At 70.0% G+C, this 15,498-nt stretch carries 15 protein-coding genes; 10 read left to right on the plus strand and 5 right to left on the minus strand.

All coding sequences use genetic code 11. The features are described from left to right. Positions 1-8: 8 nt before the first annotated feature. Together B0B14_RS01975 and B0B14_RS01980 are read right to left on the minus strand one after the other, a co-directional pair. The gene (locus B0B14_RS01975; RefSeq protein ID WP_076679799.1) at positions 9-1,031 is read right to left on the minus strand and encodes an NADP-dependent oxidoreductase; all 1,023 of its coding nucleotides are present in this window, start codon (positions 1,029-1,031) and stop codon (positions 9-11) included. Between the two features lie 141 nt (positions 1,032-1,172). Next, positions 1,173-2,363: an ROK family transcriptional regulator gene (locus B0B14_RS01980; protein WP_076679801.1), complete on the minus strand. Its 1,191-nt coding sequence runs from the start codon at positions 2,361-2,363 to the stop codon at positions 1,173-1,175. Between the two features lie 114 nt (positions 2,364-2,477). Here B0B14_RS01980 and B0B14_RS01985 point away from each other — a divergent pair, with 114 nt between their 5' ends. The 8 genes from B0B14_RS01985 (at position 2,478) to B0B14_RS02020 (ending at position 10,811) form a co-directional block, all read left to right on the plus strand. Beyond that, positions 2,478-3,584: a Gfo/Idh/MocA family protein gene (locus B0B14_RS01985; protein WP_076679803.1), complete on the plus strand. Its 1,107-nt coding sequence runs from the start codon at positions 2,478-2,480 to the stop codon at positions 3,582-3,584. Then, positions 3,581-5,158: a sugar ABC transporter ATP-binding protein gene (locus B0B14_RS01990; protein WP_256714213.1), complete on the plus strand. Its 1,578-nt coding sequence runs from the start codon at positions 3,581-3,583 to the stop codon at positions 5,156-5,158. Before B0B14_RS01985 ends, B0B14_RS01990 begins: the two co-directional genes overlap by 4 nt. Beyond that, positions 5,155-6,249, plus strand: coding sequence for an ABC transporter permease (locus B0B14_RS01995; RefSeq protein WP_076679807.1), 1,095 nt, complete (start codon positions 5,155-5,157; stop codon positions 6,247-6,249). The genes B0B14_RS01990 and B0B14_RS01995 overlap by 4 nt, the downstream gene beginning before the upstream one ends. Continuing rightward, on the plus strand, positions 6,246-7,328 hold the full coding sequence (locus tag B0B14_RS02000) for an ABC transporter permease (protein WP_076679809.1): 1,083 nt from the start codon (positions 6,246-6,248) through the stop codon (positions 7,326-7,328). The genes B0B14_RS01995 and B0B14_RS02000 overlap by 4 nt, the downstream gene beginning before the upstream one ends. 14 nt (positions 7,329-7,342) lie before the next feature. Continuing rightward, positions 7,343-8,542 carry a substrate-binding domain-containing protein gene (locus tag B0B14_RS02005; RefSeq protein WP_372236627.1) on the plus strand — a complete coding sequence of 400 codons (1,200 nt, stop codon included), beginning with the start codon at positions 7,343-7,345 and terminating at the stop codon, positions 8,540-8,542. Positions 8,543-8,630: 88 nt separating this feature from the next. Beyond that, positions 8,631-9,500, plus strand: a complete 870-nt coding sequence (locus B0B14_RS02010; protein WP_076679814.1) for a sugar phosphate isomerase/epimerase family protein — start codon at positions 8,631-8,633, stop codon at positions 9,498-9,500. A 1-nt stretch (position 9,501) separates the two neighbouring features. Continuing rightward, positions 9,502-10,518 carry a sugar phosphate isomerase/epimerase family protein gene (locus tag B0B14_RS02015; RefSeq protein WP_076679817.1) on the plus strand — a complete coding sequence of 339 codons (1,017 nt, stop codon included), beginning with the start codon at positions 9,502-9,504 and terminating at the stop codon, positions 10,516-10,518. Further along, complete coding sequence (locus B0B14_RS02020) at positions 10,515-10,811, plus strand: Dabb family protein (protein ID WP_076679819.1); 297 nt, start codon at positions 10,515-10,517, stop codon at positions 10,809-10,811. Before B0B14_RS02015 ends, B0B14_RS02020 begins: the two co-directional genes overlap by 4 nt. A 406-nt stretch (positions 10,812-11,217) precedes the next feature. Here B0B14_RS02020 and B0B14_RS02025 read toward each other — a convergent pair whose 3' ends face one another. From B0B14_RS02025 to B0B14_RS02035, 3 genes are all read right to left on the minus strand, one after another. Continuing rightward, positions 11,218-11,682 (minus strand): MarR family winged helix-turn-helix transcriptional regulator, encoded by a 465-nt coding sequence (locus B0B14_RS02025; protein WP_076681219.1) that lies wholly within the window; start codon positions 11,680-11,682, stop codon positions 11,218-11,220. A gap of 11 nt (positions 11,683-11,693) precedes the next feature. Further along, positions 11,694-13,352: an MDR family MFS transporter gene (locus B0B14_RS02030; RefSeq protein WP_076679820.1), complete on the minus strand. Its 1,659-nt coding sequence runs from the start codon at positions 13,350-13,352 to the stop codon at positions 11,694-11,696. A gap of 157 nt (positions 13,353-13,509) precedes the next feature. Beyond that, positions 13,510-14,181, minus strand: coding sequence for a YqaJ viral recombinase family protein (locus tag B0B14_RS02035; RefSeq protein ID WP_076679823.1), 672 nt, complete (start codon positions 14,179-14,181; stop codon positions 13,510-13,512). A 320-nt stretch (positions 14,182-14,501) separates the two neighbouring features. Between B0B14_RS02035 and rplJ the strand changes: the two genes are divergently transcribed. Both rplJ and rplL read left to right on the plus strand, forming a co-directional pair. Further along, positions 14,502-15,017: a 50S ribosomal protein L10 gene (gene rplJ / locus B0B14_RS02040; RefSeq protein ID WP_076679826.1), complete on the plus strand. Its 516-nt coding sequence runs from the start codon at positions 14,502-14,504 to the stop codon at positions 15,015-15,017. A gap of 42 nt (positions 15,018-15,059) precedes the next feature. Further along, complete coding sequence (gene rplL, locus B0B14_RS02045) at positions 15,060-15,446, plus strand: 50S ribosomal protein L7/L12 (RefSeq protein WP_076679830.1); 387 nt, start codon at positions 15,060-15,062, stop codon at positions 15,444-15,446. The last annotated feature ends 52 nt before the right edge of the window (positions 15,447-15,498 follow it).

Genomic DNA, 15,498 nt, shown 5'->3' on the forward strand with positions numbered 1-15,498 from the left:
GCACCCGGTCAGTCGTCGCTGACGCGCAGCACGATCTTGCCGCGGGTGTGGCCTTCCTCCAGGACCGCGTGCGCTTCGGCGGCATCCGACAGATCGAACACCCGATCCACGTAGACCTGGACCGCGCCGGAGTCCAGCAGCCGGGCGATGGTCGCGAGCGCGCCGCCATCGGGCACGACCTTGTAGCTCGTGGCTCGGATGCCGGCGGCCGAAGCCGCGGTCGCGTAGTCGGGCCACGATCCCGTGGGCACGAGGATGTACAGCCCGCCCGGCCGGATGACCCGCAGCGACCGCGTGCCGGTGTCGGCGCCCACGAGATCGATCACGACGTCGACATCGTTGACGACCTCGTCGAATCGCGTCGTCGTGTGGTCGATCACGACGGATGCGCCGAGCTCGCGCATCCACGATGCGTTGCGCGCCGAACCGGTCGCCGTCACGTGCGCGCCGAAGTAGGCCGCGAACTGCACGGCGAAGTGCCCGACGCCGCCGCTGCCGGCGTGGATGAGGATGCGCTGGCCCTCATGGGCATGCGCCGTCTCGACGATGAGGCCCCAGGCGGTCAGCGCGGCCAGGGGCACGCCGGCCGCTTCGACGTGCGACAGCGACGCGGGCTTGCGGGCCAGGGAGAGCGAGGGGACGGCGACGTACTCCGCGTAGGTCCCTCCCGAGCGCGGGAAGGACGCCATGCCGAAGACGGGTGTGCCGGGGGCGAAGGGGTGCGATTCGTAGGGCGAATGCACGACGACACCGCTGAAGTCGAAGCCGGGGATCGCGGGATACGACGAGATCGCGCCCGAGACCCCCGCACCTTGGCGGGTCTTCGCATCGATCGGATTGATGCCCGCCGCCACGACCCGCACGAGCACTTCGCTGAGCACGGGCGAGGGCACGGGGGCGGTCGCCTCGTGGAGGACATCGGGGGCACCGGGGGCGTCGAAGACGACGGCGCGCATCCGCTCCGGGATCTCGGAGACGGCGAGGGCCTCGATCCCCGGGGCGGATGCTGTCCGCAGCGGTCGGAATCTCATCGCTCCACTCCTTTCCGCGAACGCCGTCGTCGGCTGTTGCGCACGCTCGTGGCACCAGTCAACTCGGTCTATGTCTCGCCCGTGTTACGCCGGCGCTACCGATGCGCGAAGCCCGTCGGGGCTCCGCGGAGAGCGGATGCCTCAGCCGCGCACCGCGCGGGCGTCGATGTTCGCCGGAGACAGCACGTGCTGGGTCACCATGATCGCGGCCCCCAGGACCCCGGCGCGCTCTCCGGCCTGCGACTGCACGATCCCGAGATGCTGAGTGGCCAGAGGGATCGAGCGGCGGTAGACGACTTCTCGCACGCCCGCGAGGAGGTGCTCGCCGGCTCGGGCGATGCTCCCGCCGATGACGATGATCGACGGGTTCAGCATGTTGACGACCGTCGAGAGGACCTCCCCGACTTCGCGCCCCGCCTGCCGCGTCGCGGCGATCGCGGCGGTGTTGCCCGCGCGCACGAGGGTGACGACGTCGGAGCTGCCCGTCGCGTCGATGCCCTGGGCGCGCAGATCCGCGGCGACGGCCGTGCCGCTCGCGATCGCCTCCAGGTCGCGCTCGTCGCCGGGTGGACGGGGGGAGTCGTGGCTGTAGGGGACGTGCACGTGCCCCATGTCGCCGGCCGAGCCCTGGGCTCCTCGTTGGAGGACGCCGCCGGAGATGATCCCGGCGCCGATGCCCGTCGACACCTTCACGAAGACGAGGTCGTCGACACCCGGCCAGCTGATCGCGTGCTCTCCGAGGGCGAGGATGTTGACGTCGTTGTCGACGAGGACGGGCACGTCGAACGCGTTCTGAACGTAGCCGGGCACGTCGAAGCGATCCCAGCCGGGCATGATCGGGGGATTCGTCGGCCGCCCGGTCGAATGCTCCACCGGGCCGGGCACGCCGATGCCGATGCCCACGAGACGCTCGGCATCCCGCTGGCCGCGGGCGAGCAGCCGTCGTCCCTCGGCGATCGCGATGTCGAGCACCGGTTCGGGTCCGTCGGCGATGTCGAGCTCGCGCGTGAGGGAATCGAGGATCTGTCCGCTCAGGTCGGCCACGGCGACGGTCGCGTGGGTCGCGCCGAGGTCGATCGCGAGCACGAAGCCGGCCAGGGGATTGAAGGCGACGCGCGCCGGAGGGCGTCCACCCGTCGACACCGCTTCACCGGCGGGGCGGACGAGGCCCAGCCCCAGGAGTGCATCCACGCGCGTCGAGACGGTCGACCGGGCCAGCCCTGTCAGGGTGGCGAGCTCCGCCTTCGTGCGTGCGCGCCCGTCGCGCAGGATCTGGAAGATCTCTCCCGCGCCGGGATTCGCGGCTCCGGAGCCGCGTGCCGCATCGACCATGGCGACAGTAAAGCACAGCTTGACCGTGTCGCTCATGCGACTTCTACATCACGAAGAGGTCACTTTTGACGAAGCACTAGCAAAAGTCGATCGTGTCGTGTCAGTATCGTCCCCATGACAACGGACGTCACCGACATCGCCGTCGGCGCGATCCGCAGCGGACTCCTCGGCAGCGGGTTCATGGCCCGCGTGCACAGCTCCGCCGCCCGCACCGCGGGGGCCGTCCTCGTCGGTGTCGCGACGTCGAGTCCCGACCGTGCCGAAGCCGCCGCCGCCGCGCTCGGCGTCGCCCGTGCCGAAGTGGACGCCGCCGCGCTGCTCGCGGCATCCGACATCGACGTCGTGCACATCTGCACTCCCAACGCCACCCACGCCGCGCTGGCGCTCGCCGCGCTCCGGGCGGGGAAGCACGTCGTGTGCGAGAAGCCCCTCGCCACCGACGTCGCCGACGCCCGCGCGCTGGTCGAGGCCGCCGCCGAGCGCGGCGTCGTCACCGCCGTGCCGTTCGTGTACCGCTACCACCCGATGGTGCGTGAGGCGCGCGCCCGTGTGGCCGGCGGCGAGGTCGGCACGCTCCTCAGCATCGACGCGGCCTACCTCCAGGACTGGATGCTGCTTCCGGGCGATGAGAACTGGCGGGCCGACGCCGCCGCCGGTGGGCCGTCGCGGGCGTTCGCCGACATCGGCTCGCACCTGTGCGATCTCGTCGAGTTCGTCGCAGGGGAGCGCATCGCGCGCCTGACCGCCCGCACCCGTCGGGTGTTCGAGCGACGCGGCGACGGTGCCGTGACCAACGAAGACATCGCGGCGCTGCTGGTGGAGACCGAATCCGGTGCGGTGGGCACCCTGCTCGTGTCGCAGATGGCGCCCGGCCGCAAGAACGCCCTCGTGCTCGAGCTGCACGGCTCGTCGGAGAGCCTGCGCTTCGAGCAGGAGCGCCCGGAGGAGCTGTGGATCGGCGATCGCGCGGGCTCGCGCCTGCTGCTGCGCGATCCCGCCACGGCCGCCCCGGACTCCGCGCGACTGCAGCGGGTGCCCGCGGGGCATCCGATGGGCTACCAGGATGCGTTCGACGGCTTCATCGCCGATGTCTACGCGGCCGTGGCGGGCGAGACGCCCGACGGCCTCCCCACGTTCGCCGACGGCCTGCGCGCCGCCGTTCTCACCGCCGCAGTGCTCGAATCGGCCGAGAGCCGCTCCTGGATCGAGGTGCCCGCATGAGCGACACGATGCTCGCCGATACCCCCGTCCCCGCCGGCGACGGGGAGATCGTCCTGCGCGCCACCGGCATCGGCAAGAGCTTCTTCGGAGTGCGGGTGCTCTCCGGCATCGACATCACGGTGCGCCGCGGCGAGGTCCACGGGCTCGTGGGCGAGAACGGCGCCGGGAAGTCGACGCTCATGAAGATCCTCGCGGGCGTGCACCTCGCCGACGAGGGCGCCGTCCAGTTCGAGGGTCGGCCCGTCCAGTTCACCCACCCGCTGCAGGCGATGAGCGCCGGTCTCGTCACGGTCTTCCAGGAATTCAACCTCCTGCCCGAGCGCACCGTCGCGCAGAACGTGTTCCTCGGACGCGAGCCGCGCAGAGCGGGCTTCATCGACACGCGCGGCATGGTGCGGCGCACGCAGAGCCTGCTCGACGACCTCGGCGTGACGTTCATCGATCCCAGTGCCCGCGTCGGCTCGCTCACGGTCGCCGAGCAGCAGATCGTCGAGATCGTGAAGGCCCTGTCGTTCGATGCGCGGGTCATCTCGATGGACGAGCCGACGGCGGCGCTCAGCGACCCCGAGGTCGAGCTGCTGTACGCGATCATCCGGCGACTGACCGCCCGCGGCGTGGCCGTCATCTACGTCTCGCATCGCCTCAAGGAGATCTTCGACCTCTGCGACAGCATCACGATCCTCAAGGACGGTGCGCTCGTGTCGACGGATGCCGCCGCCGACCTGACCCCTGCCGAGCTGGTCCGCCGCATGGTGGGCCGCCCCATCCAATCCTTCTTCCCGGGGCCGATCGACGGCACGCGGGTCGGCGCCGCGCGCATCGAGCTCGAGGGCTGCGGCAACGACTTCGTCGACGACGTCCACCTCACCCTCCACGCGGGAGAGATCGTGGGAGTCGCGGGGCTGCAGGGCTCCGGCCGCACCGAGCTCGTCGAGGGCATCTTCGGCGTGCACGGCTTCACGCGCGGGCAGATGCGCCTCGACGGCGCGCCCGTGCGCTTCACGAGCTCTCGCGCGGCCGTCAAGGCCGGTCTCGCCCTCGTGACCGAGGATCGCAAGGCCCAGGGTCTCGCGCTGAACCAGTCCGTCCTCGACAACTCGCTCCTCGTCATCCGCAGCGTCTTCGCCGGCCGCGCGCGCGCCGCCCGCAGGGAGGTGCCGGGCATCCTGAGCTCGCTCGAGATCACCACGGGTGCGCTCGACCGCGAAGTGCGGTTCCTCTCCGGCGGCAATCAGCAGAAGGTCGTCCTCGCGAAGTGGCTCGCGACCGGCCCGCAGGTCGTGCTGTTCGACGAGCCGACCCGCGGCATCGACGTCGGAGCGAAGATCGCGGTCTACGACCTCATGCGCCAGCTCGCGGCCGAGGGCAAGGCCGTGCTCATGGTGTCCAGCGAGCTGCCCGAGGTGATCGGCATGAGCGACCGCATCCTGGTCATGCGCGACGGCGAACTCGCCGCCGAGCTTCCGGCCGGGTCGGCCGAGCACGAGGTGCTGGCCGCCGCGACCGGGTCGCACGAGACGGAGAACACCGTCGTCGAGGATCCGCGCACCACCGACGAAGGAGGCACGCGATGAAGCGCGTCCGGGTCGATTCGACCGTCATCGTGCTGGGCATCCTGCTGCTGGTCATCGTGATCGGGGCCATCCTGGTCACCACCGCGGGGCGCAACTTCTTCAGCCCCGGCAGCATCCGCGACATCCTCACCGGCATGAGCGTCCTCGGCCTCGTGGCGATCGGGCAGACCCTCGTCATCCTGGGCGCCTCGCTCGACCTCTCCGTCACCTACGTCATGAGCCTCGCGAGCCTGATCGGGGCGACGACGATGGCCGGGAACCCGGCGAACATCCCGTGGGCCGTGACCCTCACGCTCCTGGTGTGCGCCGGCATCGGGCTCGCCAACGGCCTCATCGTGACGGTGCTCAAGGTCAACGGCTTCATCGCGACCCTCGGCGTCGGCCTCATCCTGCAGGGCGTGCTGAACACGAGCTTCCAGGGCAGTGCCGGCGAGGTGCCGTGGGCGTTCCAGCTGATCGGTGCGACCGGCCTCGGCCCCATCCCCGTCTCCACGATCATCATGATCGCCCTCGCGGTGCTCATCTGGTTCCTGCTCGGGCGCACCCGCACCGGGGCCCACCTGTTCGCCGTCGGCGGCGACCCCGAGGTCGCGCGCCTGTCGGGTCTGCGCACCCGACCTCCGCTCATCGCGGCGCACGTGCTCTGCTCGGTGTTCGCCGGGCTCGCCGGCCTCCTGCTCGCGAGCCGTCTCGGCGTCGGCAGCCCGACGGTCGGTCAGCAGGGCGGCTACGCGCTGCTCTCGATCGCCGCGGTCGTGCTCGGCGGCACGCTGCTCATGGGCGGCCGCGGGTCGATCTGGGGCACGATCGGCGGCGTCGCGATCTTCGCCGTCGTCGACAGCGTCATGAGCGTCATGCAGGTCAACCCGTTCCTCAAGGACGTCGTGCGCGGCATCGTGATCGTGGCCGCCGTCGCGGTCTACAGTCGCCGGGCCATCGTGCGGCGCCGGGCGCGATTCGGCCCCGGCGGCACCAGAACGGGCGGGGACGCGGCGGCCCTCGTCGCCGCCCCCGCGATGGCCGCGGCATCCGTCGCCCTCACGGAGGCGGCCGACGACTCCGGCGCCGCGACGGAAGGGGGTGCGCGATGAAGGCGCTGAAGACCCTCGTCAGCCCGCGCGGAGCGGTGTTCCTGCTGCTCGTCGTGCTGCTCGTCGCCGTCACGATCCTCAACCCGAACTTCGCCGAACCCGGCCAGATCATGCGGTTCATCCAGCGGGTCGCCCCGATCGCGATCGTCGCGATCGGCCAGTTCTTCGTGATCATCGCCGGGGAGTTCGATCTGTCGCAGGGGTCGCTCATCACGGCGCAGGTGATCATCGCCGGCAACCTCGTGGGGCAGGACGACTCGCGCACCGTCCCGGTGCTGCTCTTCATGGTCGCGTTCGGGATCGTGATCGGCGTCGTCAACGGCCTGATCACGACGCTGCTGAAGGTGCCGTCCTTCATCGTCACGCTCGGCATGATGCTCGCCCTCCTCGGTGCGGTCATGTGGTGGACCGGGGGAGCGGCGACGGGCAACCCGGCCGACAGCTTCCGTCAGATCGGGCGCGGAGGCATCCGCGACGTCCCGTTCCTGGACTTCATCCCGTGGGCGGTGCTGATCCTCGCGGCCTGGCTCGCGCTGGGCATCTGGATCACCCAGCGGCCCTATGGCAAGACCCTCGTCGCGCTCGGCGACAACGCACGGGCCGTGGAGTACGCGGGTGCGCGCTCCTGGTGGATCGTCACACGGGCGTTCGTGATCTCGTCGCTGTCGGCCACGCTCTCCGCCGTGCTGCTCGTCGGCTACGCGGGTGTGCACCCGTCGGTCGGACGCGGCTACGAGTTCATCGCCATCACCGCCGTCGTGCTGGGCGGCGTCGTGCTCGGCGGAGGGCGCGGCTGGATCGTCGCCGCCGTCGCCGGCGCGTTCGTGCTGGAGAGCCTGTTCCTGCTGCTCAACATCGCGGGCGTCCCCTCGACGCTGCGCGACGCCGTGCAGGGCGTCATCATCATCGCGGCCGTCGCCTACTCCGGCGTCGCGTTCCGCTCCCGCCGCCGAGGCGCGGCCCCCACAGCTTCTCCCGACCAGGGGAAGGAACCGGATGCCCCCGCGGGCACCGCGGTTCAACCGTCCGCATCACCTGCGCTCGCCGCCGAGGGCGTCGCAGAAACAAGAGGAGACTAGCAATGCGACGATCGATGAAGATCGCCACCACGACGGTGGCGCTCGTCGGCCTGTTCGCCCTCGCCGGGTGTACGACCGATCCCTCCGTGGCCCCGCCGGACGCGTCCGGCGAGCCGAGCGCCCCCGCCGAAGCCAACGAGTGGTTCGACCAGGCGGTGTTCGACCGTCAGTACGCCGAGCGCGAGGTCGTTCCCGAGGGCCCCGAGGACGAGCCCTACCTCCAGTACATCAACGCCGAGATGGTCGACACGTCGGCCTACGCGAGCCCCGGCGCCAAGAAGGCGTGCTTCGCCAACGCGTCGATCTCGAACCCCTGGCGCCAGACGGGCTGGATCACGATGAACCAGCAGCTCCAGGTCCTGCAGGAGTCGGGTGCGATCAGCGAGATGGAGACCCGCGACGCGCAGGACTCCGATGACACGCAGATCGCCGACATCGACTACTTCATCGCCGAGGGCAACTGCGACGTCTTCCTCATCTCGCCCAACAGCACCGCGGCGATGACGCCCGCCGTCGAGCGCGCCTGCGCGACGAACAAGCCCGTCATCGTGTTCGACCGCGGAGTCAACACCGACTGCCCCGTCACGTTCATCCACCCCATCGGCGGATTCGCGTGGGGCATCGACACGGCGGAGTTCCTCATCGAGAACCTCGAGCCGGGCGCGAAGGTCGTGGGCCTGCGCATCCTCCCCGGTGTCGACGTGCTCGAGCAGCGCTGGGCCGCGGCCGAGCACCTGTTCGACGAGGCCGGCATCGAGGCCGTCGACTACTTCACGGGCGCCGACCCGGCGAAGATCAAGACGATCATCTCGGACGAGCTCGCCAAGGGCGATGTCGCGGGTGTCTGGATGGATGCCGGTGACGGCGCCGTCGCGGCGATCGAGGCCTTCGAAGACGCCGGCGTCGACTACCCCGTCATGACGGGTGAGGACGAGATGAGCTTCCTCCGCAAGTGGAAGGAGACCGGCCTGACGGGTCTTGCCCCGGTGTACTCGAACTTCCAGTGGCGCACGCCGCTGCTCGCCGCGGCGAAGATCTTCGCGGGCGAAGAGGTCCCGAAGGAGTGGGTGCTCCCGCAGAACCCGATCAACGCCGAAGAGGTCGATCGCTACCTGTCCGAGAACGAGGGGATGCCCGACGGCCACTACGCCAAGTTCGGCGGAGAGAACCTGCCCGGCTACCCGCAGGTCTGGCAGGACCGCCAGATCCCGTAACGGACGAACGGCGCCGGCTCGGCGACCGGGGGCGCACACCCCCGGTCGCCGAGCCGCGACCCCGACCGCACGACCGACAGGACACAGGATGCAGCGCACGATCGGCGTCAACACGTGGGTGTGGACCTCGCCCCTCACCGACGCAGGCGTCGGGCCGCTGGCCCGCCGCATCGCCGACATGGGCTTCGGTGCGATCGAGCTGCCGCTGGAGGGGGCGCAGGACTGGGATGCCGCGTACGTGCGCGACGTGATCGACGAGACCGGCCTCGCACCGGTCGTGATCGGCGCGATGGGCCCCGGCCGCTCGCTCCTGGAGCGCGCCGGCAACGTCGCGGCGACCCAGGAGTACCTCCGCGCGTGCCTCGCCGCCGCCCGCACGCTCGGCGCACGCGTCGTGGCCGGTCCCTTCTACGCCCCGACGGGCGTCACCTGGCGCATGTCCGGCGAGGAGCGCACCGCCGCGGCGGCGGAGCTGCGCCGCACCCTCGCCCCGCTCGTCGACGAGGCCGCGCAGTCCGGCATCCGACTCGCCGTCGAGCCCCTCAACCGCTACGAGACGAGTGTCGTCAACACCGTCGAGCAGGCCCTCGACGTGCTGGGCCCGCTGATCGGGCCCGGGCTCGGCCTCGCTCTCGACACCTACCACCTGAACATCGAGGAGAAGCGTCCGGCCGACGCCATCCGCCTCGCCGGGTCCGCGATCGCGCACGTGCAGGTCTGCGGCAACGACCGCGGCGCGGTCGGCGACGATCACACCGACTGGCCCGCGACGCTGCGCGCCCTCGACGACGCCGGATACACCGGCATCCTGGGGCTGGAGAGCTTCACCGGGGACAACGCCACGATCGCCGTCGCCGCATCGGTGTGGCGCCCGCTCGCCCCGTCGCAGGACGCCCTCGCCGAGCGATCGCTCGCCTACCTGACCGCACTCCAATCGACAGAGACCGAGGACGTCTGAGATGGCACACCACCCCGTCACGCTCTTCACCGGGCAGTGGGCCGATCTGCCGTTCGACGAGGTCGCTCGCCTGGCGGCGTCGTGGGGATACGACGGTCTCGAGATCGCAGCCTCCGGCGATCACCTCGACCTCCGACGCGCCGACGAGGACGACGACTACGTCGCGTCGCGGCTCGAGATCCTCGATCGCCACGGGCTGCAGGTCTTCGCGATCTCGAACCACCTCGCCGGGCAGGCGGTGTGCGATGCGCCGATCGACTTCCGCCATCAGGCCATCCTCCGCGAGTACGTGTGGGGCGACGGGGAGGCCGAGGGGGTGCGGCAGCGTGCGGCCGATGACATGAAGCGCGCGGCGCGGGTGGCCCGCAAGCTCGGCGTCGACACGGTCGTCGGGTTCACGGGCTCGTCCATCTGGCCCTACCTCGCGATGTTCCCTCCGGTGCCGGCGGCGGTCATCGAGGGCGGGTTCGACGACTTCGCGTCACGGTGGAACCCGATCCTCGACGTGTTCGACGGCGAGGGCGTGCGCTTCGCCCACGAAGTGCATCCGGGCGAGATCGCCTACGACTACTGGTCGTCGGTGCGCGCACTCCAGGCGATCGATCATCGAGGGGCGTTCGGATTCAACTGGGACCCGTCGCACATGATGTGGCAGAACATCGATCCGGTGGGTTTCATCTGGGACTTCCAGGACCGCATCTTCCACGTCGACTGCAAGGACACCCGGATGCGGCCCCCCAACGGCCGTGCCGGGGTGCTCGGCTCGCACCTGCCGTGGGGCGACCCGCGTCGAGGGTGGGACTTCGTCTCCACCGGGCATGGCGACGTGCCGTGGGAGGACGCCTTCCGCGCTCTGGATGCGATCGGCTACACCGGCCCGATCTCGATCGAGTGGGAAGACGCCGGCATGGATCGACTGCACGGTGCGGCCGAAGCCGTCGGCTTCGTGCGGTCGCTGCTGTGGAAGGCTCCGGATGCCGCTTTCGACGCCGCCTTCAGCACCCAGGGGACGCCATGACCATCCAGCACACCGTCGTCTTCCGACTCTTGCACGCGCCGGGCTCCGCCGAGGAGCGCGCGTTCCTGGAGGCGGGCCGCGCCGCGCTGACGTCGATCCCGGGCGTCTCGGAGTTCGCCATCCACCGCCAGGTGAGCCCGAAGAGCGATCTCACGCACCAGTTCACGATGGTGTTCGCCGACCAGGAGGCGTACGACGCCTACAACGGGCATCCCTCGCACGTCGCATTCGTCGAGTCACGCTGGATCCCCGAGGTCGCGCAGTTCCAGGAGTACGACTTCGTCGCAGACTGACGGGTTCCGCTCGCCCCCGTCTCTGCTGTGCGGTGGGGTTCGCCTGCCCCGCGCAGGCGATCTGCCGAGGACAGGCTGTTGTTGGGCTATTCGGCCTGTGCTCGGCGGTTCGCCTGTCGCGGGCCGGGGTGGTTGGGGTGAGGGCGGCGGGCGCGGCGCGTCGCACGCGCGCCGCGTCGCACGCGCGGCGCGGCGGTGAACGGATGCGGAGGCGGCCGTCCGCCTGCCCTGCGCAGGCGATCTGCCGAGAACAGGCTGTTCTGGGGGGATTCGGCCTGTCTTCGGCAGATCCCCTGTCACGGGCGGGAGTGGCGGAGGGGCTGGGCGGGGGTGGTGCGGGGCTGGCGGGCCGACATCGCTTGCCCGGGGCCGCGCGGCGGTTCGCCCGTCGCGGGTCGGGGTGAGGCTACGCGCCGGGGGCGGTGCGTTCGCGCAGCGCCCGCAGCAGCGCCGTGAGCTGACGGATGTCGTCGAGGTCCCACGCGTCGAGGGCGGAGAGGAGCGTGCTCTCCTGCGGCGCCCGCGCCGTCGCCAGCCGCTCGAGACCGAGCGGGGTGGGGGAGAGCAGGCTCGACCGTCCGTCGGCCGGGTCCGGCGTGCGAGCGACGAACCCCCGCTCCTCGAGCTCTCGCACGGCCCGGCTCACCTGGCCCTTGTCGGCCATCACCGCTTCGGCCAAGGCGGACAGCGTGATGCTCTCGCGCCGCACGATCGTCGTGAAGATCTTGTACGACCCCGGCAGCATCCCGGGGCTCATGCGCTCGGCGTTCTCGGCGATGAGCCGGCGGACCTGATTGATCAGCTCGCCGAACTCCGACTCGAGGGCCCGCACGGCGGCGGTGCGGGGCTCTCGGCTGTCGTGCGCGTTCATCGTGTTCGACACTAGCGGCGCGAGGTCGACGCATCCGTCTCGGCGACGGTGCGCACCGCACCCGTCGCGTCGAGCGAGTCCATGGCCTCGGGCACCGAGACGGTGGCCAGGTCGGCCTCGCTCGCCGCGATCCGCTCGCTCGTCGTCATGCGCGTCAGGGAGTGGTTCGGCAGGAAGACGATCGCCAGCAGGCTGATCACGGCGAAGGGCACGGCGATCAGGAACGAGTGCGAGATGCCCTGCGCATAGATGTCCTCGAAGATGACGCGGAGCGTCTCGGGCATCGCCGACACGGTCGGGATCGCCCCCGACTGCAGCTGATCGGCCCAGAACTGCGCCTGGTCGCCGAGGCCGGCGATGGCCCGGCCGATCTCGTCTTTGCGGGTCGTGACCAGGTCGGTCACGCTCGCGGCCAGCGCCGCTCCCATCACCGAGACGCCGATCGTGCCGCCGAGGCTGCGGAAGAACGTGACGCCCGAGCTCGCGACGCCGAGCTCCTGCGGCTTGGCGGTGTTCTGCACGACGAGCACGAGGTTCTGCATCGTCATGCCGACGCCCGCACCGAGCAGGAACATGTACAGCGAGACGAGGGCGAAGTTCGTGTCGTAGTGGATCGTCGACAGCAGGAACGAGCCCGCGATCAGCGAGATCGATCCGACGACGAGGTACGCCTTCCACTTGCCGTACTTCGTGATGAGGGCGCCGACGCCGACCGATGCGACGAGCAGTCCGCCGATCATCGGGATCGTCATGAGGCCGGCCTCGGTGGGCGTCGCGCCGCGTGCGAGCTGCATGTACTGGCTGAGGAACACCGACGCGCCGAACATCGCGATGCCGGTCGCGATCGACGCGATGACGGAGAGCGTGAACGTCAGGTTGCGGAAGAGCGAGAGCGGGATGAGCGGCTCCTTCGAGCGCAGCTCGACGATCACGAACAGGATGCCTGCCAGGACGGCGCCGCCGACCATGAGGATCGTGGTGAGGCTCCACCACTCGTAGTCCTTGCCGGCGCCGGTGACCCAGATCAGCAGCAGCGACACCGACACCGAGAGCAGGACGATGCCGAGGTAGTCGATCGACGTCTTCTTGCGCTCGTGGACGGGGAGCTTCAGCGTGAACTGCACGAGCAGGAGGGCCGCGATCGCGAAGGGGAGGGCGACGAAGAAGTTCCAGCGCCAGCCGAACGCGTCGGTGATGACACCGCCCAGCAGCGGACCGCCGATCGTGGCGACGGCCATCACGGCTCCGAACAGGCCCATGTAGCGACCGCGCTCGCGGGGGCTGATGATGTCGGCCATGATGACCTGGCTGAGGGCGGCGAGGCCGCCGGCGCCGAGGCCCTGGACGGCGCGGAACGCGATGAGGGTGCCGGGATCCTGCGCGAAGCCCGCGGCGGCCGTGGCCACGACGAAGATCGCGATCGCGAGCTGGTAGAGCACCTTGCGGTTCACGAGGTCGGCGAGCTTGCCCCAGATCGGGGTCGAGATCGCGGTCGTCAGCAGGGTCGCCGTGACGACCCACGTGAATGCGGCCTGATCGCCGTCGAGATCGTGGACGATGACCGGGAGCGAGGTGGAGACGACGGTCGATGCGAGCATCGACACGAACATGCCGAGGATGAGGCCGGACAGCGCCTCGAGCACCCGGCGGGGCGTCATGGTTTCGGGCATGCGGATCCTTCGTGAGGAGATTCGTGGGGAGGCGCGGCGACGACGACGCAAAAAGTTTGACGAGAGTCAACTATATGCCTAATCGTTGAGTTAGGTCAACTATTCCCTCAGGGCGCGCCGATTCGACGTCGATCGAGGGATCGGCGGGGGAGCGGACTCAGTCGGCGAGTGCGAGGGCGCGGAAGGGCTCGCGCGGAGGAGCCGACCGCAGGGGCGCGCCGAGACCTGCCTCCGAGGGGAGTGGGCGCCGTGTCGTGCGCACGTAGAGTTCGTCGATCAGGGCCGTCGCGAGGCGGACGAGCTTCGCGATCTCCTGCTCGTCGCGGTCGACCCAGGCGCACCGGGGCTCGTCTCCGACGGGCACGAAGTCGTCATGCTCCTCCCACGCCACCAGGGTGCGCTCGGCGCCCAGCACGTGCTGCTGCCACCAGACCTGTCGCAGATAGGTGCGCGGGATGCTGCGCCACGACTTGTTCGTCGTCTTGATCTCCGCGAGGATCACGCGCCCCGACTGGTCGACCCCGACACCGTCGGGAGTGGCGAGATGGCGCTTCTCGACGACCGCGTGGAACAGTGCGGACGAGGGCTGGATGCCGTGGGTGGCCGCCACCCATCCGGCGATCTCGGGTTCGCGCAGTCGTCCGTGCGCCGTGTAGGCGTTGCCGGAGAAGCCCGAGCCCATGAGCTTCGCGTCCGCCGCGCGCGGGATCGCCTTCAGCGACGTGAGGGTGGCGACATCCGTCGCCGTGATTCCGCGCGAGCGTGCCCGGATCCAGGCCACCCGGTCGCGGGAGTCCGCGACGATGCGGGCGGCGAGTTCGGGAGTCACCTTTCGAGGGTACGCGCGCTGCCCGACATCCGTCGCCCGCCACGCGAGCGGGGCGCCTCGGCACGATTTGGCCGGAGCCGCGGCATCCCGTACCCTTGTGGGTAGCCGAAGACCGCCGGTCATCGCGTGTGCGCAAGCACATGAGATCGAAGCTCTGCGAACTGCAGGGGCCCGCGCAGGTGTACGAATGAACTCCAGGGTTTCAGCTCCGTGCGCTTGCGCCGGAGCTTTTGTCACTCCCGGGCCCTGATCGTGAAGAGCGGATGCCTTCGGCCGACGCCCCACCATCGTGGAGCGTCTCGTACACACAAGGAGTGGCCATGGCGCAGAAGGACGCATCGGTTGCCGAGCTCACGAAGAACTTCGAGGACTCGACCGCCGTTCTGCTGACCGAGTACCGCGGTCTGACGGTTGCCCAGCTCAAGGAGCTGCGCAACAGCATTCGTCAGGACGCGGAATACGCCGTGGTGAAGAACACGCTGACCAAGATCGCCGCCGGCAAGGCGGGGATCACGGGACTGGACGACGACCTCAAGGGTCCGTCGGCCATCGCGTTCGTGCACGGTGACCCTGTCGCCGTCGCGAAGGGTCTGCGTGCCTTCGCCAAGGCACACCCTCTTCTCGTGATCAAGGGCGGCTACTTCGACGGTGCCCCCCTGACCGCAGACGAGGTCAACAAGCTCGCTGATCTCGAGAGCCGTGAAGTCCTGCTGGCGAAGCTCGCCGGTGCGATGAAGGCCTCGCTGACGAAGGCGGCATATCTCTTCAACGCTCCGCTGTCGAAGGCCGTTCGCACGGTCGACGCGCTGCGTGAGAAGCAGGAGTCCGCGGCCTGAACAAGGTCCGGCTAGACACAACCCCAATCAAGGAGAATCATCATGGCAAAGCTCAGCACTGAGCAGCTGCTCGAGGCGTTCAAGGAGCTCACGCTCATCGAGCTCTCGGAGTTCGTCAAGGCGTTCGAGGAGACCTTCGACGTCACCGCCGCCGCCCCCGTCGCGGTTGCCGCCGCCGGCGCCGGCGCGGGTGCGCCCGTCGAAGAGGTCGAGGAGAAGGATTCCTTCGACGTCGTCCTCGAGGCCGCCGGAGACAAGAAGATCCAGGTCATCAAGGTCGTCCGCGAGCTCACCTCGCTCGGCCTCGGCGAGGCCAAGGCCGTCGTCGACGGCGCGCCGAAGGCCGTCCTCGAAGGCGCCACCAAGGAGGCCGCCGAGAAGGCTCAGGCCGCCCTCCAGGAGGCTGGCGCGACGGTTACCCTCAAGTAATCACGCTCTGCGATTCAGCGAAGGCCCCCGGGAAGACCCGGGGGCCTTCGTC

This window comes from Microbacterium sp. RU33B (assembly GCF_900155915.1).
In the GTDB taxonomy this organism is placed as follows: Bacteria; Actinomycetota; Actinomycetes; order Actinomycetales; family Microbacteriaceae; genus Microbacterium.